Here is a 21,948-nt window from a genome sequence, read left to right on the forward strand (position 1 = left end):
GCGTCAAAGGCCATTAGGTAAGCGCAATAGTTTATGATGCTCTTTCTGACTGCATAAAAATAAATAATAAATACCAACAATCGGATATTGAATAGGTGGCGATTTCACACTATGTTAAATAGTTGATAAAAAATTAAAATAAAAAATATAGTTGGCAAGGATAATTATGACTAAATACGATTTTGATCGCGCTGTCGAGCGTAAGGGGACTTATTCGGCAAAATGGGAGTGTATGAATCTGATTTCACCTCATACCACTGAGGACACACTTCCAATGTGGGTTGCTGATATGGACTTTTCATGCCCTCCGGAAGTAATGGAGGCGCTGCACAAAAGAGTCGATAACCAGATTTTTGGCTACAGCATGGCAGACGATGATTACTACCAGAGTGTGACTGGTTGGTTTCGTCGACGGTTTGGCTGGGAAGTCGACAGGAAAGATATCATTATCACCAGTGGTATCCTGCCGGCATTAGAAAACTTAATTGATGCCTTTAGTGAGCAGGGGAGGGTGTCATTATTCAGCCTCCGGTGTATCACAAGTTTGCTGATATCATCAATCATAAGCAACGTACAATAGTTAACAGTCCCCTGATCGATAATGAAGGTTATTACACCATCGACTTCGCTGACCTGGAGCAGAAGGCAAGTGATCCCAACAATAAAATTATGCTTTTCTGTAGCCCTCATAACCCGGCTGGGCGTGTATGGTCAGAAAGCGAGCTTAGACGTGTAGGTGAGATCTGTCTGTGTCACGATGTATTGCTTGTTAGTGATGAAATACATTTCGATCTGGTAAGGCAAGGGGTAGTACACAGACCTTTGGCAGCTTTGTTTCCTGAAGACAATAGGATAATTACCTGTACGGCGCCAAGTAAAACCTTCAACATGGCAGGATTACATATGTCCAATATCGTGATTCAGAACGATGACTTTAAGAAGCGCTGGAACGAAGTCGCGGGCTTTGCAATGCCATCCCCCCTTGGAATCGCTGCGGTAAAAGCGGTTTATGATCACGGTGAAGAGTGGTTAGAAGAGCTTAAGCTTTATCTGGACAACAACTTTCAGTTTGCCAAAGAGTATATAGAGGAACACTTACCCAAGGTGAACTTTGTCGTTCCGGCTGGAACCTACTTTATCTGGCTGAATATGAAGAGGTTGGATCTTTCAGCAAAAGAGTTGGATAACATTTTTATAAAAGAGGCAAACGTGCTGCCAGAAGGTGGCACCATGTTCGGTGAAGAGGGTAATGGTTATCAACGGCTCAATATCGCCTGTCCGCGCTCTACCCTTGAAGAAGGCCTAAGAAGAATTGTTCAGGCATTTAAATCGTAGAGATTTGTAGAGTCCCTAAACAGCGAAACCCCGGTGTTGGTAGCACCGGGGTTTCTAATTTTTAGATGTCTCGGTTGGTAAGGCCGATAATCTTTATGCAAAAGGTTTGGAGTTTATCCTCCTAATTCCCTGGTAAGGAGAATTAGATGCGGATGAAGTCCATGTGTTCAACTTTTGGCTTGAACGCGTGACGCTGTACGTCTTGTGGCTTAACCTTAACTTCTGCGCCGTCGATCACTAGAGTGATGCCTTCGTAGAATTCTGGCTTGTCCATTTGGTTGATAACGTCATCGTGCTTAAGAGCGATAGATACTGGCGCTGCTTCACCACCATAAACGATTGCTGGGAACTGACCAGCGTGACGTAGGCGGCGGCTCGCACCCTTACCTAGTTCAGTACGTACTACTGCTTCAAATTTCATAGTATTTACTCTCAAATTAGTAAAAAATAGATTTCATTAACTGCATAGCGACCTAGCTGTTAATGGTTAACACTTTGATGATAAAAGCTGATACCAACAAAGTGAGCGCGGATACTACCATTCTTGCTGGTTTTGAGCAACAGAATCGTCGACAAATATACAATTTAATTCAACTTTCCGCTTTGGTTACGACGACAGTGTGAATTTCTAATGATCTTTTAACTCGTCTTCGAAGATCCTGTCCCTTAATTTCCAGAAACGCCCTGTTTTTCTTGCAATTACAAACTGAGGTAACCGAAAACGGTGCTGATTATTTACTACCCTGGTAGGGGAGGATTCAGTAAAAGGACGGTGACGATCGGCGAGGTGAGAGCGTACAAATTGCTTGTAAAAGCGTTCTTTCTGCGATTTGGTGTTAAGCGACCAAAACTCATGAACTTGTGCATTGTTATCGCCGATATAAGTGACTTTTAATTGATTTTTTCCGCTAGTGTCTTTGTGTGTATCTAACTGCATATCACGGCATTCGAATACTAGCGCATCTTTTAAGTTGAGTGCATCTCTTAGCTTTTTATCCGGATCAACCAGAGTTGCATCACATTCATGGCATATCCGTGCTGCAATATCGTTGTCAGCGCCACATTCGTTGCAGTATTTGGCTCTGAATCGATATCCGCAATGTTCCCGTTCACCGCTTTCTTCGTCCTCAAAGTAACCCTGACACCTTCTACCATAGTGTTCAATCAAGTAGCCGTTGCTATCGAGCTTGCCCCAAAAGTTGTTATTAAAGCCGCATGCCGGGCAGGGGATGGTGACGATGTCACTTTCTGAATCCGGCTTAGGATCACCCACCTCAGGTTGATACAGGTCGTAGTTATTACCGGCATAATCCAACACCAGGCACTCTTCCTTGCCTTCAGATAATCTTAAACCACGACCGATAATCTGTTGATAAAGGCTTATCGATTCTGTCGGACGAAGTATGGCAATCAGATCGACATGCGGTGCATCGAAACCTGTAGTTAAAACCGATACGTTTACCAGATACTTTATGTTTCGCTCTTTAAAGCTCCTGATTATTTCATCGCGTTCTTTGGTATGAGTATCTCCAATCACGATAGCCGAGTCGTTTTCCGGGAGCAGAGAGAGAATTTCCTGTGCGTGTCGCACCGTTGCTGCAAATATCATAATGCCTCGCTTGTCATCGCTTAGCTGGATTATTTGCTGAACGATTTGAGGTGTGGCGCGTTTGGAGCTCTCAATAACCATATCCAACTCCGCTTCTTTATAGCGACCAGTATTAGCTGGCTTTAACTGAGAGAAGTCGTAGCTTAATACGGGGGCATCTATCATTCTGGCGGGTGTTAAGAAGCCTTCATCCAATAAGTATCGGATCGGGAGTTCGAAGATACAGTCACGAAAGAAACGGGAGTCCTCACTGCGAACCTGTCCACGCGTATGGTATTGGTAAATCCATCCCATCCCAAGGCGGTAGGGAGTTGCTGTTAACCCTAATATCTTGATACCCGAGTTCATTTCTTTCAGGTGACTAATGACCTTCTGGTAACTACTTTTGGGTTCATCTGGTACGCGGTGACACTCGTCGATAACCAGCAGGGAAAACTGGTTAGCAAAGGCATCAAGATTGCGGACAACAGACTGAACCGAGGCAAATACAACCTGTTGTTCCGTCTCTTTTCTACCCAGACCTGCAGAAAAAATCGAACCCGTTAAGCCGTAGCCTTCGTATTTTTCGTGGTTTTGTTCAACCAGTTCCTTCACATGTGCAAGTACAAGTACTCGCCCTTTTGCTAACCTTGCCAGTTCTGCGATAACTAAACTTTTACCCGCGCCCGTTGGAAGCACAATAACGGCAGGGGTCGAGAGTTTACGAAAGTAATGGATAACGGCTTTAACGGAGTCTGCCTGATACGGTCTTAGCGTGTACATAAGAGAAAATGTGAAATAGCTCAACTTATTTCGGAATAGGGCATATAATACATGACCCACAAAGAAGAGGTAATCATGAGACTAGATAAATTCCTGTGTGATGCATTAGGTGCAACCCGAAAAGAAGCAACAAAAATCATTAAAAGCGGTGACGTAACAGTCAATGATGTTGTTCAGAAAAGTGGCGCATTTAAGGTTACAGAGGACTGTATAGTCGAGTGGCAGGGCAGAGAAATTGCTCATCAAGGGCCTCGCTATATCATGTTGTTCAAACCGGAAGGCTTTGTTTGTTCTCACGAAGACGGGTTTAATCACACCGCCTTTGTTCTTCTTGATGAAGTAAAGATGGAGAACCTTCATTTCGCTGGGCGTCTGGATGTGGACACTACTGGACTGGTTTTAATTACCGATGACGGCAAATGGTCTCACCGAATTACTTCACCAAAGCACAAGTGTGAAAAACGATATCGTGTGTGGCTGGCCGATCCCGTTCAGGCTGATTATCAGGACAAGTTCGAAAATGGTATAGAGCTTAGAAATGAACGTGAACCAACGTTACCAGCGAAGTTGGAAGTGATTGATGAGCATGAAGTACTTTTAACAATTACTGAAGGCAAGTACCACCAGGTTAAGCGAATGTTTGCTGCTTTAGGTAATAAGGTAGAAGCGCTGCATCGAGAGAGCATTGGCGACATCGAACTTGATGAAGATCTTGAACCTGGAGAATACCGTTATTTGACGGACGAAGAGATCAACTCAGTGTGGAGTTGATAGTTTTCTGACATTTATTCATCGCTTATATATTAGGGTATAGAGTCTCCCTGACGTTTATCGTTTCACTTTCTATTGCATTTTTTCTTATACGCTGTGTTTTATTCGTGCGTGCTTAACTCGCGCGCTGGAGGCTTATGACAAACTCAACAACACAACTTAGCTTTCTGATGTTCGTGGTCCTTGGCGCAATCGGTGCGCTAACACCACTTGCTATTGATATGTATCTACCGGCTATGCCATCCATTGCACGTGAGCTTGGGGTAGAAGCCGGGGCTGTTCAGATTACACTCACTGCATACACTGCCGGATTTGCTATCGGGCAGCTATTGCATGGCCCTCTGTCTGATAGTTATGGTCGACGCCCTATTTTACTTGTCGGCATCGTTTTATTTGCCGTTGGTTCAGTGGTCTGTGCGACAACGACAGATATCGAGTCACTGAAATATGTTCGCGCAGCTCAAGGTTTTGCAGGCGCGGCGGCGGCAGTGATCATTCAGGCTGTTATCAGGGATATGTTCGACAAAGAGGACTTTGCCCGAACCATGTCTTTTGTCACTCTGGTGGTAATGGTAGCACCTTTAATTGCTCCTATGCTTGGTGGACATTTGGCGGAATGGTTTGGTTGGCGTTCTATCTTCTGGGTGCTATCCATTTTTTCCATCCTGGTCATCATGGCGGTAATGTGGAAGATACCTGAAACACTAGCCCCGGAGAATCGTCAGCCTTTGCGCCTGAAAACAACGCTTCAGAACTATGTACGTCTGTTAACTAATCCTGTTGCGTTTGGGCTGATGTTTGCGGGTGGTTTCTCATTTGCAGGGATGTTTGCATTTCTGACTGCCGGCTCATTTGTTTATATCGATATATACGGTGTAGAGCCATCGGAATTTGGTTACCTGTTTGGCTTAAACGTTGTTGTTCTAACGTTAATGACCACAGTTAACGGCAGGATTGTGAAAAAAATGGGCTCTAAGTGGATGCTCAGCTTTGCGATTTGCATTCAGCTTTTCGCTGGGATTGGTCTGTTCTTTGGCTGGCTGGCCGATATCGGATTGTGGGGGATCGTTCCTTTTGTAATGCTTTATATTGGAATGATGTCTACAGTAGGTAGTAATGCGATGGCTTTGCTGCTGTCAAACTATCCATCAATGGCGGGTACGGCGTCTTCACTGGCAGGCACTCTAAGATTTGGTACAGGTTCTCTGGTCGGGGCATTAGTGGCAGTATTGCCAAGCCACTCGGCCTGGCCGATGATCATGACCATGGCGCTGTGTGCCGTGTTATCTGCACTTTTATATTGGTTTATGGGAAGAAAAGTATAATGTCTCTGTATAGTACTGATCTACAGAATCTGGTAAATAGCGCACTTGATGAGCTTGAGGCGGAACATAAAAAGGGCAAACTGGCGAACACACCAGTGAGCAACACGCATTTTCTCGTTCGTTGGGTAACAAGAAGCCTGAAAACTCAGCGTTTTCCTCGTAGTGTTGGTGATGACCTGACTCGTTGGCAAAAAGCGGGAAGAAGCAAGGGGACGGACTCCGATCTATTGTTTACTTTCCGCAATATCGCCCAGTTCTATGGCCATTTTCTTCCCGTAGCAGGAGAGGCTAAACCAATTAAAGATAAAGACATTGAATCTTTTCTGGAAGTGATGGAAGAGAACGGTTGGGGTGTAAGCACTGAGTTTGATTTAACGGAAAAGTTGCAGATCTTTACTGAAGGTGACAGCTCGCTGGTTCTGTGTTCTCGACAATGCGAGGAGTGTTTTGCTGATGCGGATGAAAATGGGCATGAAACTCTGGTTAAGCCGATGAGCTTTTATGTGCGTGGTAACCACACAGCCTTTGTCAGTCTGGCAGCTAAGTCAGGCTTTTTGGTTCACAAACGAACTGGTTATAAGTCGATAGTCAAGTACCATGGTGAGTATTTAATCTTCCCGGATAATCAGGGAAATCAGCTGGCCGAAATCCCTATTGGTTTTAAGCCGGAAGGCTACTAAGCGATATGCTTGAGTATATTCTGAATATAAGAGCGAGCCGTGAGTTTATACTCAATTGGGGCTCGCTTTTTTGCATATGGCTTTTACCATCCCCTTAAAAATGAATAGATGAGCTGGCATCATGGCAAACCAGTAAAGCAGACCTCTAAAACCTTGCGGGTGCCACCAGGCTCTAACGTCGAGTTCGCGGTAATCGCCGTGATCGATAATGGAGCACTCTAAACGACCTAATCCGGGCGCTTTCATTCCAAAAAGTAGAGAGAGAAACTTGTTCTCCTCACAACGAATTACCTTCCATGAATCGATATGATCGCCAATTTTTAGTCCCGGGCCAGCAGGACTTCTACGTGTTGGTATGCCGCCACCAACAAACAGATCCAACCATTCCCGGGTTCGCCATAAGTAGTTAGCAAAAAAATACCCTTCTTCTTTGCTACCGATTTTTTCAATCACCGCCCAAAGCTCCTCTTTGGACAGTTTTGTTTCTAGTGTCGCACCAGCATCTTTAGGGTAGTAACCATATCCAGCCTGCCAACGGTTTAGTGCTGCAGGGTCAAAGCCCCATACGTTACTGCGAATAAATTTACCTTCCTGACTGATAGAATCTGATACCGCTTCCTCATAAGAAATCAGCGTCTGCGGATAACGAGAGCGGATATCTTGTGAATTGGCAATATAGTCGTGGTCAAGTCCTGCCAGTAAGGCTTTACCTATGGTTGAAGGTACAGAGGTTACTACGCCAAGCCAGTAAGACGCCATCTTTGGGGTGAGGAGAGGCGTGGACCACAGTCTGAATGGTCGCCCGGTTGCTTTGCAAATAAGTTGAAATTGCTCTCGATAACTCAGTATATCAGGACCACCTACTTCGTAGTAATTATGGTCTTTCGGTTCTTCGCCTAATAACGCAAGTAGGTAATGGTTGAGGTTTTTAAGTGCTATTGGGTTCGCTTTGGAGTCCACCCATTTAGGAGCAACCAAAACAGGCAAGTTGTAGACAAAGTCCTTCATTATTTCAAAGGCTGCTGAGCCCGGACCTATAATAACGCCTGCGCGAAGCTCAGTTACTGGTACTGGAGCCTGTCGAATGATTTCACCGGTTTTTTTTCGCGCCTGAAGATGTTCTGAATTGCCGGTTTGCGGTTGAATGGCACTTAGATAGATAACGTGTTTTACGTCGCTGCCTATCAAAGCATGCTTGAAGTTAATCGCCAGCGAAAGTTCATACACCAGAAAATCGTGACCATGTGCCATTCCGTGAACCAGAAAGAACACCAAATCATGGTCTTTCACAACGTCTCTGGTTCTTTCTTTATCAATCAGGTCAAGATAGGTAATGGTCAGCTTGTCGTGAGGAGCAACTCGAGCCTTTAGATAATCTATATTTCGGGAGGCAGCAGTCACTTCATGTCCAAGTGCCAGCAGTTGCGGAATCAGCTGAGAACCAACATAACCAGACGCACCTAAAACTAAGATTTTCTTATAATTATTCATAAACAAATCATATCCATATGATGGTATTTATTTTAGAATTGGTGAACTCACTGATTGACGACCTCCGGCTTCTTTCTGAACGGCCTGCCAATCTATATTTCACTCTATGAGGCTCCAATGAGAAACACCTTATCACAAGCTTATCGCTATTCAAAAGGTGACTTTATACGTCGCCTGATCGCCATAGCACTGCCGATCGCTTTGCAAAACCTGATGTTTTCGAGCCGTGGACTTGTTGATGTGTTGATGCTAGGGCAGCTAGGTGAGGCAGATGTCGCAGCCGTTGGTGTGGCTAGTCGCGCAATGTTTGTAACCACCATTATGCTGGTTGGTGTGAATATGGGTGGTGCTCTGCTGACAGCGCAATATTGGGGCGCGGGTGATAAAAAAGGGGTCAAAGAGAGTACAGCCTTAACCTGGGTTATCGCTAACAGTTTTGCGCTGCTAACCGTTGTCGGCTTTTTCTTTTTTTCAGAACCGATTATGAAGCTGGCAACGGACTCAGAGCAGGTTATACAGCTGGGTAGCGAGTACATCGTGATTACTTCCTTTAGTATGATTGCTGTCGCCTGTATTAGCAGTATGGCGGTTGGCCTCCGGGCGATGCATCAACCTGGTGTAAGCACGTTCTTTAGTGGTATCGGTATTCTGTCCAATGTGTTTTTAAACTGGGTGCTGATTTTTGGTAATTTGGGTATGCCTGCACTGGGTATCAAAGGTGCGGCAATCGCAACCGTACTCAGTGGTGCTATCGAAGTGATATGCGTATATAGCTATATCTACTCGAAGAAACATCTTCTTGCTTTTGGTACGAAAGAACTGGCAAACATTTTTGATACCAACAAGGTAAGGCGGTTTCTTAAGCTTTCCCTGCCAACCACATTCAACTTTTTCGCCTGGGCAGCGGGTATTTTTTCTTATCACGCTCTGATGGGGCAAACGGGAGTTCAAGGGCTTGCTGCGCTCTCTGTGATGACACCTGTCGATCAAATCAGTTTTAGCTTTCTTATAGGCACCTCTAACGCCGCAGCCGTGTTGACCGGGAACAGCATCGGAGCGAAGCAGTATGATGCAGTTTATTATCAGGCGATAGGCTTGCTTGTATTAAGCATACTGGTTGGTATAGCGATCTCTATTCTCCTCTATTTTGCGCAGGGGCCGATACTGAGTGCATTTACCGCTTTAACCCCGGAAACAAGGGCGCTTGCGGATAAGTTTATATTGATTCTATGTGCCGGTATGATCATTCGATCTGTCCCGATAACCCTTGTTGTTGGGGTTCTTCGTGCTGGTGGCGATGTGAAATATTGCCTGTATCAAGATCTGACTACTCAGTGGTTAATCGGCATCCCATTAACGGCGGTAGCTGCGATTTTTATGGGGGCGGCTGCAGAGGTCGTCTATGCCATGTTTTTGATTGAAGAAGCTATTAAGTGTTTTAGTTGTATCCAGCGTTTGCGAAGCAAAAAATGGATTGTAAACCTTATCGAGAAATAGCTGATTTATTTGAATTTTTGCAACAAAATTTGATAAAAAGCGTGCCTAAGTCATTCTAATCTTCATGTTGAGTGTAAATAGTGTGATCAAGTATTCAAAATACTTCCGAATTGTGTGATTTTAGTGTAGATTCACAGACCCGATTTTTTAATTGCGAGCGAGCTCATTAATGTTAAAACTAACTGACCTTAGTAAAGGATATCTTGATGGAGGAGAATTCCATCCGGTACTTCAAGGGGCAGAGTTAGTTTTACCACAAGGTGAGCAACTGGCACTAATGGGTGAAAGTGGTTCGGGTAAAAGCACTTTACTCAATATTATCGCGGGTTTGGATACTGCAGATTCAGGCGAAATCTGGTTTCCCGGGTTTGCCATGCATGACTGTAAAGAAGTCGAACGCACCGCATACCGCCGAAATAACATCGGGCATATCTTCCAGCAGTATAACCTTCTTCCAACTTTGAATATCGCAGACAATATCCGCTTTTGCAGACAGTTAAAGGGTAAATCTGAAGATAAAGGCCTATGGCGTCAAATATTGTCGGCACTTGATCTTATGCCACTTTTAGGTCGCTACCCTGAAGAGGTCTCAGGTGGGCAACAACAAAGAGCGGCTATTGCCCGCGCTCTGTATATGGAGCCTCAGCTATTGCTTGCCGATGAACCTACGGGAAGCCTTGATGAGCGAAATGCCGAAGCGGTTATGCGCCTGTTAACGTCACTTTCCCGTCAGCTTAACTGCACTTTGCTTTTAGTTACTCATAGTGAAAAAGTCGCGAATCACATGAGCGGCTGTGTCCGTCTGCAAGGAGGACAACTGCATGTTATGGCCCGTAGTTAAAGCACTACTGGGTCATTATCGACGGCATCCTCTACAAATCTTGCTTGTCTGGCTGGGCTTAACGCTCGGTATATCATTATTTGTTGGTGTTGAAGCGGTAAACCAGCACGCTAAGCAAAGCTATGTTGATGGAGAGCGCCTCTTCTCTGATCCGCTTACATACAATATTCGTTCTAAGCATAACGCAAACAAAATCCCACAGGGCCTCTATATTCAGTTGAGGCGGGAAGGTTTCAACCAGTGTGTTCCAATGGATACGTTGCGAATTGAAACTCAGTCGGGTAGAGATTTAACAATTGTCGGCCTAGATATGGTTGCCATGTTGAACATTACTGGTGTCGAAGACCTGTCATCACTTGCTTTAGCTCAACCTCCATATCCTTTAATGTTCAGTCCCGAGCTGGCGTCTTATCTTTCTGTTAATGATGGTGACTTTCTTCAACTGGCAAATGGAACCCAACTCGGGCCCGTCGTTATCGATCAAACCGGGTTCCTTACTGGAACCAGAATTGTTGCTGATATAGCTAAGCTAAGAGAGCTACACCGTACTGGTGGCTTCTCAGCAATTAACTGTGGCGCTATGCCAAAACTCAAGTTTGATCGTTTAAAAAAGATGCTACCTAATGGTGTAACAGTGTCTCGCAGTTCAAAGACAGAGTTAAGTTCATTGACCCAGGCGTTTCATATGAACCTGAGCGCAATGGGGATGCTGGCATTTGTCGTTGGTTTGTTTATCTTCTATCAGGCAATGTCTCTTTCTTTTGTCCAAAGGCAACCTCTGGTTGGTATTTTGCGCCAGACAGGTGTATCTGGCTGGCAACTTACCCAGGCGCTTCTTATCGAACTTGCGTTTCTGATTATTTTTAGCTGGTCATTTGGCAATTTGCTTGGCCTGTATTTGGCAAACGGATTGATCCCCACTGTGTCTACTACATTATCAGATTTGTATGATGCCGATGTCGGTCTGGTTATTCAGTGGAGTAGCGATTGGAGTATCAAAAGCCTAATTATGGCTGTAGGTGGGGGATTTGTGGCTTGTGCATGGCCTATGGTTCGCCTGCTTAAAACTCAGCCAATACGGCTTACCGCCCGCTTGTCACTGGTTCGCTTTGCTGGTCGCGAGTTCCTTTGGCAAGCTCTTGTGGCAATAGTATTGGCAGCGATAGCAATAACGTTATATAAAACGACACCTACCTCAGAAACAGGCTTTGTGTTGATAGGCCTGATGATGGTGTGTACCGCACTGTTAGTTCCGTTTTTGGTTTTCCAGCTGTTTAACTTATTTTCGTATAAGTTGCGCTGGGTAAAAGTACGATGGTTCTTTGCTGATGCCGCGGCAAGCATGAGTTACCGCGGTGTCGCGTTGATGGCATTTATGTTGGCAATGTCCGCTAACATTGCCGTTGAAACACTTGTTGGTAGCTTCAGGGAAACGACAGATGAATGGTTAACCCAGAGACTTGCAGCCGACCTATATATTCACCCAACAAACAGCTCTGCGGCCAGAGTGAGTAACTGGCTGAAACAGCAAGATGAAGTTGATGCGGTCTGGTGGCGCTGGGAAGAAGAGTTCATGACCACCAATGGCACTTTGCAGGTAGTGAGTACCGGTAGCAGTATTGGTGAGCGCGACTCAATTCCAGTTAAGTTAGCGATACCTAATTACTGGTATCGCCTACATGATACCAAGAGCATCCTTGTCAGTGAGTCTATGGCACTGAAGAAAAAGATCAGGCCAGGTGATTACATCTCTTTTAATGAACCACTCAGAAAGGGTTGGTTGGTGGCTGGCGTTTATTACGATTATGGGAATCCATATAACCAGGTCATGATGTCACACCAGAACTGGTTACATATTTTCGCCGGCCAGGGAAATGTTGGTTTAGGTGTGCACCTTAAAGAAGGGCAACAAGCGCATGCTCAAGTGTTGATCGGTAAATTGAGTACTTTCTTCCGTTTGTCAGAAGAGCGAGTGCTGAACAATACCAACATCCATAATCAGGCTATGCGAGTCTTCGACCGGACATTTATTATTGCTGATACCTTAGGGGATCTGACATTGGTTATTGCCGTGTTTGGCCTGTTCTTTTCCACGGTTGCTGGCGAGGTGTCTAAACAGCGCCAGGTGGCATTGTTACGCTGCTTTGGTATTTCAGGCAAAGAACTAGTCGCACTGAGCAGTCTTCAACTTATGCTGTTTGGTGCTATATCTGCCATTGTTGCGTTGCCGCTAGGCTATGCTATCGCCCAGGTTATGGTTAGTGTTGGTCTAAAACAGTCATTTGGCTGGAGTATGCCTATTTATGTTATTCCTTGGGAATATATAGAAACCTTTGTCTGGACAATGGCAGCGTTACTTGTAGCGGGAGCGGCGCCAGTAATTGGAATGATAAATCGCACACCTATGAAGTCTTTGCGAGATGCGCTTTGATATGAAACACCTGATAAAAAATAAGTACTTTTTGACTTCAGTCGCGTTTTTTCTGGGTGCCGCTATCACTTTCGCACTACTTAGCCACGAGCCTAAGCAGGTTGAGGTTAAGTATCTGGAATCCATTCTTAGCAAAAAAGAAAATACTATCTATGAGCCCGTACTACCTGATAGGGCTGTTAGGTTGCCGCAGGATTTTAGTTTTCATTCTGAGTATCAACATGAATCATGGCGCTATGTAGCGAACTTAAAAGATAAAAGCGGGAAATCCTATAGTGTCCAGTGGACCTATTACAGGATTGCCACGGATGAGCGAAAGGGAAGTGGGTGGCGTAACCCGCAGCTTTATAACGCTCATATTGTAGTAACGTCTGAAGACGAAGTATGGCGTCAACAAAGGCTTGCTCGGGGAGGGATAGGTCAGGCAGGCTTCAAATCTCGTCCATTTGGGGTCTGGTTAGATAACTGGAACTGGCGCTCAATCGGTAAGTCACCTTTACCAGGTAAACTGAATGTCGAGACCGATACATTCTCAGTGAATTTGAACTCTTATGCTAAAGGGCCCTATGTTCTACCGGGCGAAGGCGGTTATACAAAAAAACACGACCTGCTGCCTATTGCTTCCTATAACGTACAGGCCCCGTTTATTAGTGTAATAGGTGAGTTAATACTAAATGGTGAAACTATTGCTGTAACAGGTACAGGATGGTTAGACAAGGAGTGGGGCACTGATTCACTGGACGAGCATCCACAATCAACAGCACTATTTACACTACATCTGGATAAAAACACCGCGTTATCTATCCATCAGCTGAAATTGCATAATTTCGTCGCATACAATTATGGGACTTTAGCAACGAACAAAGGAACTGTGGCTAACTTGTCTGATGAACAGATAGAGTTAACTCCAGAAAAATACGTTACTCTGGAGAACGACAAGTTTATACCAGTCGTCTGGTCACTTAAGATACCAGATTATGGCATTGATATTAGTGTCAGTTCGCTTATGAATGAGCAGTGGCAACCATTTGTTTTCCAGTATTGGGAAGGTGCAGTGGAAGTCATTGGCAAGCCAGAAATTATCGGCTTTATGCAACTGACTGGTTATTAATATCCCCCTTCGTTTACATTTTCAAACAATGTAAATACTGCATATCACAGTGATCTCCGACTAAACTTCACATATATATTTGAATATTGCTTTGCATTTCACCGTATGACATTTCGTAAAATTCGATGTTTTTTATCTAAACAATCGATTTTTTCTGTGTGTTAGAGGTGTGTAGACTGTTTCGCATCTCTGGTGAATATTATTCAAACAATAAATATAAATGATTTGAGGTTAGTTTATGAGCGACATGATTCGCGAATTTTTCAAATGGAATCTGCTGGCGGCATTTTGTTGGTTATTGCCGCAGCTTTTGCAATGATGGTAGCAAACTCCCCGGCAGGAGCCGCGTACGATGCTTTTCTGCATACCTACGTGTTTGGTATGTCAGTATCACACTGGATTAATGATGGCCTAATGGCTGTATTCTTCCTGCTTATCGGCCTAGAAGTTAAGCGTGAGCTACTTGAAGGTGCGCTTAAATCAAAAGAAACGGCTATTTTCCCTGCGATTGCAGCTGTAGGCGGTATGTTAGCTCCAGCATTAGTATATGTTGCGTTCAACTCCGGTGATCCGGAAGCATTAAAAGGCTGGGCGATACCGGCTGCGACAGATATTGCATTCGCATTGGGTATTATGAGCCTGCTGGGTAAACGAGTTCCTTTAGCGCTTAAAGTATTCCTGCTTGCTCTGGCGATTATCGATGACCTGGGTGTGGTTGTTATTATCGCATTGTTCTACAGCAGTGATTTGTCGACATTAGCATTGGCGGTTGGCTTTGTGATGACTGGCGTGCTGTTTATGATGAACGCGAAAAATGTCACTAAGATATCCTGGTATGTGATTGCGGGTATGATTCTCTGGATCGCGGTACTAAAATCAGGTGTGCACGCAACTTTGGCTGGTGTAGTGATAGGCTTTGCTATTCCGCTTAAAGGTAAAGCAGGTGAAGCATCACCATTGAAACATTTAGAGCACGCGCTTCATCCTTATGTTGCTTTTGCTATTCTGCCAATGTTTGCGTTTGCTAACGCTGGTATCTCTCTGGAAGGTGTTTCTATATCAGGGTTGGGAGCGACTCTACCTATGGGCATTGCTATGGGTCTGTTAATTGGTAAGCCTCTGGGTATATTCAGCTTCAGCTGGATTGCAGTGAAGACTGGCGTTGCTAAATTGCCAGAAGGAATTAACTTTAAGCATATTCTGGCAGTATCCGTGTTGTGTGGTATCGGATTTACTATGTCTATCTTTATCTCTTCACTAGCATTTGTTGGTGTTAGTCCTGAGTTTGATACTTATGCTCGATTAGGTATTCTGATGGGCTCTACGACAGCTGCGATAATTGGTTATGTGATGTTGCACACAACATTGCCGAAAGAAGTAAAACAGAGTTCGGTGACTAACTAATTAAAATTTAATGTTCTTTTAGCCTCCCACAGTGGAGGCTTTTTTGTTTTTAGTACGTGTAGATAAAACGTTAAGCAAAAAAAAGCCCAAGCTAAATTGGCTTGGGCGATACAAACATAGGAGTTAATAAGAAAAAAGCAGCATATTAGTAAGTTCAGTTTGAAAACAAGTCCTTTCAGCTTCAAGAACTTCAAAATGCACTTCTTACTACACCTATTCAGACCAGGGCTTTTCCATTCAGTTCAATCTTTTTGTCTTTTTTTTCAAAAACTTTTTCCGGTTAAAAAATACACTACCTCAAAGGGTTATAGTTAATTAGCAATAAATGTGATGTTGCATGCTTGTTAATAATCTGTATCAAGTGTATATTTCAAACAGTTGTTTAATACGGTTAATTGAAATGGTTCAAAAGAATAAAACGAAAGACAAGATTTTGGATGTAGCCGAAAGCCTGTTTGCCGAACAGGGATTCAATGATACTTCGCTGCGCGCCATTACCAGTAAGGCGAATGTAAACCTCGCATCGGTGAATTATCACTTCGGTGATAAGAAAACCTTGGTACGAGCTGTATTGGACCGCTACCTGGAAGCGTTTATGCCTGCTGTAGGTGACGCTTTGGTTGAACTCAATCACCGAGATGAATTTTCTATGGAAGAGGTTTTTGAAACTCTGCGTAACCCTCTTCTTAAATTGAATGATATGCGACCTCATGGTGCCAGCCGATTTATGCTTTTGATTGGTCGTGGTTATACCGATGTGCAGGGACACCTTCGCTGGTTTATCACAACGCGATATAGCGAAGTTTTATCTCAGTTCGTTGCTTCAGTGAAACGTGCCAATAAAGATATAGATGATCAGACGTTGTTTTGGCGTCTCCATTTTACCCTTGGCACTTGCATCTTCACCATGGCAACCAGCAAGGCGTTAGCTGAGATTGCATTTAATGATTATGGTCAGAAGGTCGATTCAAATGTCGTTATCGACCAGCTGATACCGTATTTGGCAGCAGGTGTTGCTGCAAAATAAACTCTAAATACACCCTAACCAATAATAACAATACTCTGTAGAACAAAAGGATCTGAACTATGTGCTCTCTAAGAAGAAAATGGGTAAGTGACCCGGCCTTTAAAATGTTTAAAAAAGTATTGCCACCTTTGTCCAGTACAGAGAAAGAGGCAATGGAAGCCGGTAGCGTTTGGTGGGATGGCGAACTATTTTCCGGTTCACCTGACTGGCAAAAGCTGCACCACTACCCAAAACCTACCTTAAGTGCTGAAGAGCAGTCGTTTATCGATAACGAGGTAGAAACCCTTCTGGATATGCTTGATGATCATAAGATCGTTAAGGAAGACCGTGACCTGCCAAAAGAAGTATGGGACTACATTCTTAAAGAGCGCTTTTTCTCTCTGATCATCCCTAAAGAATATGGTGGCCGTCAGTTCTCATCACATGCCAACTCAACCATTGTGTCGAAAATCGCGACTCGTAGTAATAGTGCAGGCGTAACCGTGATGGTTCCTAATTCTTTGGGCCCTGGTGAACTGGTCGCACATTATGGTACTCAGGATCAAAAAGATTACTGGCTGCCTCGCCTGGCAGATGGTACCGAGATTCCTTGTTTTGCGTTAACAGGCCCCGAAGCGGGTTCGGATGCGGGTGGTATTCCTGACACAGGTACAGTTTGTATGGGTATGCACGAAGGCAAAGAAGTGCTGGGCATGCGTATAAGCTGGAACAAGCGTTACATCACGCTTGCACCGGTCGCGACTGTTCTTGGTCTAGCATTTAAACTACAGGATCCAGATGGACTACTAGGCGACGAGCTAGATCTAGGTATTACTTGCGCACTGATCCCTGCCGATCACACTGGTGTAGAAATCGGTGAGCGTCATGACCCACTTGGTCTGGCATTTATGAATGGCCCTACTCGCGGGCAGGATGTATTCGTCCCTATGGACTGGGTAATCGGTGGACAGGACTACGTAGGGAAAGGCTGGCGTATGTTGGTTGAATGTTTGTCAGCAGGACGTGGTATTTCACTTCCTGCTATGGGTACGGCAACAGGTCACCTGACTTCTCGTACAACAGGTGCATATGCATACGTTCGTAAGCAATTTGGTATGTCGATTGGTAAGTTTGAAGGTGTTGCAGAAGCGCTGGGCCGTATTGGTGGTCTAACTTATCTACTTGAAGCAACACGAACACTAACTACTACTTCTCTGGACCTTAAAGAAAAACCAGGCATCGTAACGGCGATTGCTAAGTACCATATGACTGAGATGGCAAGGCAGGTTCTGGATGACTCTATGGATATTCACGCGGGGCGCGGTATTCAGCAAGGTCCGATGAACTATCTGGCTAACTTCTACATTGGTGCGCCAGTTGCGATTACCGTAGAAGGCGCGAACATTCTGACCCGTAATCTGATGATATTTGGTCAAGGCGCAACCCGCTGTCACCCATACGTGCTGAAAGAGATGGAAGCGGCTGCGAACCCGGATACAGAGCAGGGTGCTAAAGAATTCGATGATCTGCTGTTCAAACATGTCGGCCACGGTACGAAGAATGCCTTTGGTTCACTTTGGGCGGGCTTAACGGGCTCTGCATTTATCAGCTCCCAATGAGTGGCCCGACAAAAGGCTACTATAAAGACCTGACTCGCATCAGCCGTGCGTTGGCGATCAGTTCAGACGTTGCCATGGGCACACTGGGTGGTGACCTGAAGCGTAAGGAGATGATTTCTGCACGTTTAGGTGATGCGCTTAGCTTCCTGTATATGGCCTCAGCAGTGCTGAAGAAATACGAAGATGATGGTCGTCAGCAAAGTGATCTGGATTACGTTCACTATGCGGTTCAGCACTGTACGTACAACGCAGCTAAAGCACTTCAGGAAGCTTATACAAACTTCCCGAATAAAGCGGCTGGTCGCTTACTGAAAGTACTGGTATTCCCGTTGGGCAATCACTTTAAGAAACCAGAAGACAAGCTATCTGTTAAGTTGGCAGAGAGCCTGATGACTCCGGGAGCGCATCGAGACAGGCTAACTCACCTTTGTTATATCAGCGATAAAGAAGACGATCCAATTGGTTTGATGGAACGAGCGTTTATCAAGATGTACGAAATTAAAGGGTTGGAACGCAAGCTGGTACAAGCGGCGAAAGAGGGTAAAGTGGCGAGAAAAGGCTTATTGACAGACAGACTGCAACAGGCACTGGAAGCAGGTGTATTTACCCAGGCAGAAGTCGATAAGATCCTTGCTGCGGATGCGATTCGTTCTAAAGCGGTTCAGGTTGACCACTTCAGCCATGATTTCTCTGAAGTCTTGACGGATAAGCAGTCAGCTCCTAAGTTAAATAGCGTTGCTTAAGCATAAAGACTATGGTTTAGGCACCCTGCGGGGTGCCTTTTTGTTTGTAGTGCTCCAACCACTTAACAAATAACGGTAATTTCGAAGAAATTAGATGCGAACTCTTGTCGAAAACTTTATGCTACGGAAGTTTTTTAAAGGAAGCTGAATATGATCATCAAACCTAGAATTCGTGGTTTTATCTGTACCACAACACATCCGGTTGGATGTGAAGCAAACGTAAAAGAACAAATCGAATACACTAAAGCTCAGGGGCCAGTACAAAATGCGCCTAAGCGTGTTCTGGTTGTTGGTTCATCAAGTGGTTACGGTTTATCTTCACGCATTGCTGCTGCTTTTGGTGGTGGTGCATCAACTATCGGTGTTTTCTTCGAAAAGCCTGGCACAGAAAGAAAGCCAGGTACCGCTGGTTTCTATAATGCGGCAGCTTTCGACAAGTTAGCGCACGAAGAAGGCCTATACGCAAAAAGCTTAAATGGCGATGCGTTCTCAAATGAAGCAAAAGAGAAAACCATTGAACTGATCAAAGAAGACCTGGGTCAGGTTGATATGGTGGTTTACTCTCTAGCATCTCCGGTTCGTAAAATGCCGGAAACTGGCGAAGTTATTCGCTCTGCTCTGAAGCCTATTGGCGAAACTTACACTTCAACTGCGGTTGATACCAATAAAGACGTTATTATTGAAGCAAGTGTAGAGCCTGCAACTGAGCAAGAGATCAAAGATACAGTAACAGTTATGGGTGGCGAAGACTGGGAGCTATGGATCAATGCTCTGTCTGACGCTGGCGTGTTGGCTGATGGTTGTAAAACCGTGGCTTACAGCTACATCGGTACTGAGCTGACATGGCCAATCTACTGGGATGGCGCTCTAGGTCAGGCGAAGATGGATCTGGACCGTGCGTCTGAAGCACTAAACGCGAAGCTTGGTGCTACAGGTGGTAGTGCAAACGTTGCGGTACTTAAGTCTGTGGTAACTCAGGCAAGTTCTGCAATTCCGGTTATGCCTCTATACATCGCTATGGTGTTTAAGAAGATGCGCGAAGAGGGCATCCACGAAGGTTGTATGGAACAGGTTTACCGTATGTTCCGTCAGCGTCTGTATAAAGATGATGCAAGCGCACCAGAGACCGATGAGAAGAACCGTCTGCGCCTGGATGACTGGGAACTTCGTGAAGATGTACAGGAACACTGTCGTCAGCTATGGCCTCAAATCACAACTGAAAACCTGAAAGAACTAACTGATTACGTAGAGTATAAAGAAGAGTTCCTGAAACTGTTTGGTTTCGGTGTTGAAGGTGTTGATTACGAAGCTGATGTTAACCCAGCAGTAGAATTTGATGTTATCGATATCTAATTGACAACAAACCAGAACATCGTCATCCCTGTCTTCGCAGGGATGACAGACGTTGTCAATAAGCATAGGTCGCCCTGGTAGGCGACCTTTTTTTGTATTTGTTCTACGCTGAGTTTTTCCGAATAAAAACTAACTCAGTATAATTAGCAATGTACCTGCAAGAGTCATTAAGATATTTGCAATCGCATAAGTACCGGCATAACCAAGTGCCGGAATAGTAGAGCGTGCATATTCGTTAACAACATCCATTGCTGGTGCACAGGTTCTGGCTCCAATGATTGCACCAAACAACAGTGCTTTGTTCATCTTAAATCCATATGCACCTACAACAAATGCGAGGGCCACTGGCACCACACTGACAACTAAGCCGATTAAGATAACCTGCAAACCAATATCGCTGAGGTAGGTTAATATATTACCACCAGCACTTAAGCCAATCCCTGCCATAAAGAACATCAGACCAAGGTCTTTGACGATATTTAAAGCGCCTTGAGGGACGTAGCCAAAAGTAGGGTGGTTAGCTCTCAAGAAACCAAGGGTAATACCTGCCAGTAACAGGCCAACAGCATTACCAAGCCCAAAGGTTACCTGACCAAAGGTCATAGTAATAAGACCAAAAAGCAGCCCTAGTATGAAGAAGCTACAGAAGGCGAGTAGATCCGCCATCTGGCTATGAATTGAGATAAAACCGATTCGTTCAGCCAGACCATGAACACGGCTTGATTCACCGCTCACCTGAAGGATATCACCCTTAGCCAGAATAATGTCGTGGTCCATTGGCATCTCTATCTGCGCCCGGATAACACGGTTCAGAAAACAGCCATACTCAGAAAGGTTTAGCTCAGACAGTTTTTTTCCCGCGATGCTATCACTTTTTACTACGATCTCTTCTTCGACAACTCTTAGGTCGAGCAGATTCCTGTCGAATACCTCTTTTCCGTTTCTAAAGCTTGGATCCAGTCGTGCGTGGCTGTCAGGGAAACCTACTAGCGCTATTTCATCACCTTCCTGCAAGATAGCGTCGCCATCGGGGTGGGCGAGAATGCCGTTGCGTCGAACTCGCTCAATATAACAACCGGTCTGACGGTAGATGCCCAGTTCACGAAGGTTCTTACCATCTATCCAGTCGATAAGCTCCTGACCTACACGATAGGCTCGGATAATAGGCAGATAAACTTTACGTTGACCCGCATTACCAATGCCGCGCTCTTTTGCAATCTGCTCTGCACTGTCATGCAGGTTTTCTTTTTGCATCTTTGGCAGTAGCTTGGCAAACAGGATCATACTGATTAAGCCAACAAGGTAGGAGATAGCATATCCTACCGAGAGGTTTTGCATCACGGTATCCATTGTCATGTTTCGCGGTAACGTAGCCAGGCCAGAGTTTAGCGCGTCCTGAGCTCCAACCAGGATGGGCGTTGCAGTTAGTGCTCCCGCCATCATCCCCGCAGATAAGCCAAAGCTTAGCCCCAGATAGTGGCTGGAAATGTAGGTCAGGCCAAGAGCGGAAACAAGAACAATCAAACTAAGCAAAAAATAGTGTTTGCCATCTCTGAAGAAAATACCAAAAAAGTTTGGTCCTGCTTCTATACCTACACAATAGATAAACAGCATAAAGCCGATAGTAAGTGCTTCACTGTCAAAGGAAAAACCAAAGTTACCCATGATGAGAGCGGTAAACAGAACACCAATAGAATTGCCTAATTGAAAACCGCCAAAGCGGATTTTTCCGATAGTCAAACCTATGGCTAATACAACGAAAATAAGCAGGATGGGATTTTGCTCTAACAGTAGAATGACATTTATGTTCACAGTCGTCGCTCGATGCAATCTAAAGTGATGTTAAGGGTGGCGGTGTATTATCGGGAATTGTATAGGAATTAATGCAAAAGATAAGTGAAATTTTCGATTTTTCTCAATTAATTTTCTTACAGCGGATAAAAACAAAAAAAGCCCGCCATTGACGAGCT

15 protein-coding genes and 2 pseudogenes are annotated in these 21,948 nt (G+C 44.7%); 13 read left to right on the forward strand and 4 right to left on the reverse strand.

Annotation, left to right across the window (positions count from 1 at the left end; translation table 11 throughout):
- Positions 1-166: 166 nt before the first annotated feature.
- Together P7F88_RS18395 and P7F88_RS18400 are read left to right on the forward strand one after the other, a co-directional pair.
- Positions 167-580, forward strand: a complete 414-nt coding sequence (locus P7F88_RS18395; RefSeq protein WP_277827103.1) for a beta C-S lyase family protein — start codon at positions 167-169, stop codon at positions 578-580.
- Positions 532-1,335 (forward strand): MalY/PatB family protein, encoded by an 804-nt coding sequence (locus tag P7F88_RS18400; RefSeq protein WP_277827105.1) that lies wholly within the window; start codon positions 532-534, stop codon positions 1,333-1,335. The genes P7F88_RS18395 and P7F88_RS18400 overlap by 49 nt, the downstream gene beginning before the upstream one ends.
- 142 nt (positions 1,336-1,477) lie before the next feature.
- Here P7F88_RS18400 and rplY read toward each other — a convergent pair whose 3' ends face one another.
- Together rplY and radD are read right to left on the reverse strand one after the other, a co-directional pair.
- Positions 1,478-1,756 carry a 50S ribosomal protein L25 gene (gene rplY / locus P7F88_RS18405; protein ID WP_277827107.1) on the reverse strand — a complete coding sequence of 93 codons (279 nt, stop codon included), beginning with the start codon at positions 1,754-1,756 and terminating at the stop codon, positions 1,478-1,480.
- A 207-nt stretch (positions 1,757-1,963) separates the two neighbouring features.
- Positions 1,964-3,706: a DNA repair helicase RadD gene (radD, locus tag P7F88_RS18410; RefSeq protein WP_277829222.1), complete on the reverse strand. Its 1,743-nt coding sequence runs from the start codon at positions 3,704-3,706 to the stop codon at positions 1,964-1,966.
- A 75-nt stretch (positions 3,707-3,781) separates the two neighbouring features.
- Between radD and rsuA the strand changes: the two genes are divergently transcribed.
- The 3 genes from rsuA (at position 3,782) to P7F88_RS18425 (ending at position 6,482) form a co-directional block, all read left to right on the forward strand.
- The gene (gene rsuA, locus P7F88_RS18415; protein ID WP_277827108.1) at positions 3,782-4,477 is read left to right on the forward strand and encodes a 16S rRNA pseudouridine(516) synthase RsuA; all 696 of its coding nucleotides are present in this window, start codon (positions 3,782-3,784) and stop codon (positions 4,475-4,477) included.
- 137 nt (positions 4,478-4,614) lie between these two features.
- Positions 4,615-5,802: a Bcr/CflA family multidrug efflux MFS transporter gene (locus P7F88_RS18420; protein WP_277827110.1), complete on the forward strand. Its 1,188-nt coding sequence runs from the start codon at positions 4,615-4,617 to the stop codon at positions 5,800-5,802.
- Positions 5,802-6,482, forward strand: coding sequence for a DUF2913 family protein (locus tag P7F88_RS18425; RefSeq protein ID WP_277827112.1), 681 nt, complete (start codon positions 5,802-5,804; stop codon positions 6,480-6,482). The genes P7F88_RS18420 and P7F88_RS18425 overlap by 1 nt, the downstream gene beginning before the upstream one ends.
- Before the next feature lie 51 nt (positions 6,483-6,533).
- On the opposite strand, the gene P7F88_RS18430 is transcribed toward P7F88_RS18425, so the two are convergent.
- A complete protein-coding gene (locus P7F88_RS18430; protein WP_277827114.1) occupies positions 6,534-7,973 on the reverse strand; it encodes a DUF2867 domain-containing protein in 1,440 nt (479 codons plus the stop codon).
- A 117-nt stretch (positions 7,974-8,090) separates the two neighbouring features.
- Between P7F88_RS18430 and P7F88_RS18435 the strand changes: the two genes are divergently transcribed.
- The 8 genes and pseudogenes from P7F88_RS18435 to fabV all read left to right on the forward strand — a co-directional run bounded on the left by P7F88_RS18435 (position 8,091) and on the right by fabV (position 19,978).
- Positions 8,091-9,470, forward strand: a complete 1,380-nt coding sequence (locus tag P7F88_RS18435; protein ID WP_277827116.1) for an MATE family efflux transporter — start codon at positions 8,091-8,093, stop codon at positions 9,468-9,470.
- Positions 9,471-9,639: 169 nt separating this feature from the next.
- On the forward strand, positions 9,640-10,311 hold the full coding sequence (locus P7F88_RS18440; protein WP_277827118.1) for an ABC transporter ATP-binding protein: 672 nt from the start codon (positions 9,640-9,642) through the stop codon (positions 10,309-10,311).
- Positions 10,292-12,742, forward strand: a complete 2,451-nt coding sequence (locus P7F88_RS18445; protein WP_277827120.1) for an ABC transporter permease — start codon at positions 10,292-10,294, stop codon at positions 12,740-12,742. Before P7F88_RS18440 ends, P7F88_RS18445 begins: the two co-directional genes overlap by 20 nt.
- A gap of 1 nt (position 12,743) precedes the next feature.
- Positions 12,744-13,853: a lipocalin-like domain-containing protein gene (locus P7F88_RS18450; protein WP_277827122.1), complete on the forward strand. Its 1,110-nt coding sequence runs from the start codon at positions 12,744-12,746 to the stop codon at positions 13,851-13,853.
- A gap of 238 nt (positions 13,854-14,091) precedes the next feature.
- A pseudogene (gene nhaA / locus P7F88_RS18455) lies at positions 14,092-15,257 on the forward strand (Na+/H+ antiporter NhaA).
- Between the two features lie 400 nt (positions 15,258-15,657).
- Positions 15,658-16,284 (forward strand): TetR family transcriptional repressor PsrA, encoded by a 627-nt coding sequence (psrA, locus tag P7F88_RS18460; protein ID WP_277827124.1) that lies wholly within the window; start codon positions 15,658-15,660, stop codon positions 16,282-16,284.
- Between the two features lie 104 nt (positions 16,285-16,388).
- Positions 16,389-18,625: pseudogene (locus P7F88_RS18465) on the forward strand (acyl-CoA dehydrogenase).
- A gap of 150 nt (positions 18,626-18,775) precedes the next feature.
- The gene (gene fabV, locus P7F88_RS18470; protein WP_277827126.1) at positions 18,776-19,978 is read left to right on the forward strand and encodes an enoyl-ACP reductase FabV; all 1,203 of its coding nucleotides are present in this window, start codon (positions 18,776-18,778) and stop codon (positions 19,976-19,978) included.
- A 129-nt stretch (positions 19,979-20,107) separates the two neighbouring features.
- On the opposite strand, the gene P7F88_RS18475 is transcribed toward fabV, so the two are convergent.
- Positions 20,108-21,790 carry an aspartate:alanine antiporter gene (locus P7F88_RS18475; RefSeq protein ID WP_277827128.1) on the reverse strand — a complete coding sequence of 561 codons (1,683 nt, stop codon included), beginning with the start codon at positions 21,788-21,790 and terminating at the stop codon, positions 20,108-20,110.
- Positions 21,791-21,948: the final 158 nt, after the last annotated feature.

This window comes from Vibrio hannami, from assembly GCF_029589055.1.
Classification (GTDB): domain Bacteria; phylum Pseudomonadota; class Gammaproteobacteria; order Enterobacterales; family Vibrionaceae; genus Vibrio; species Vibrio hannami.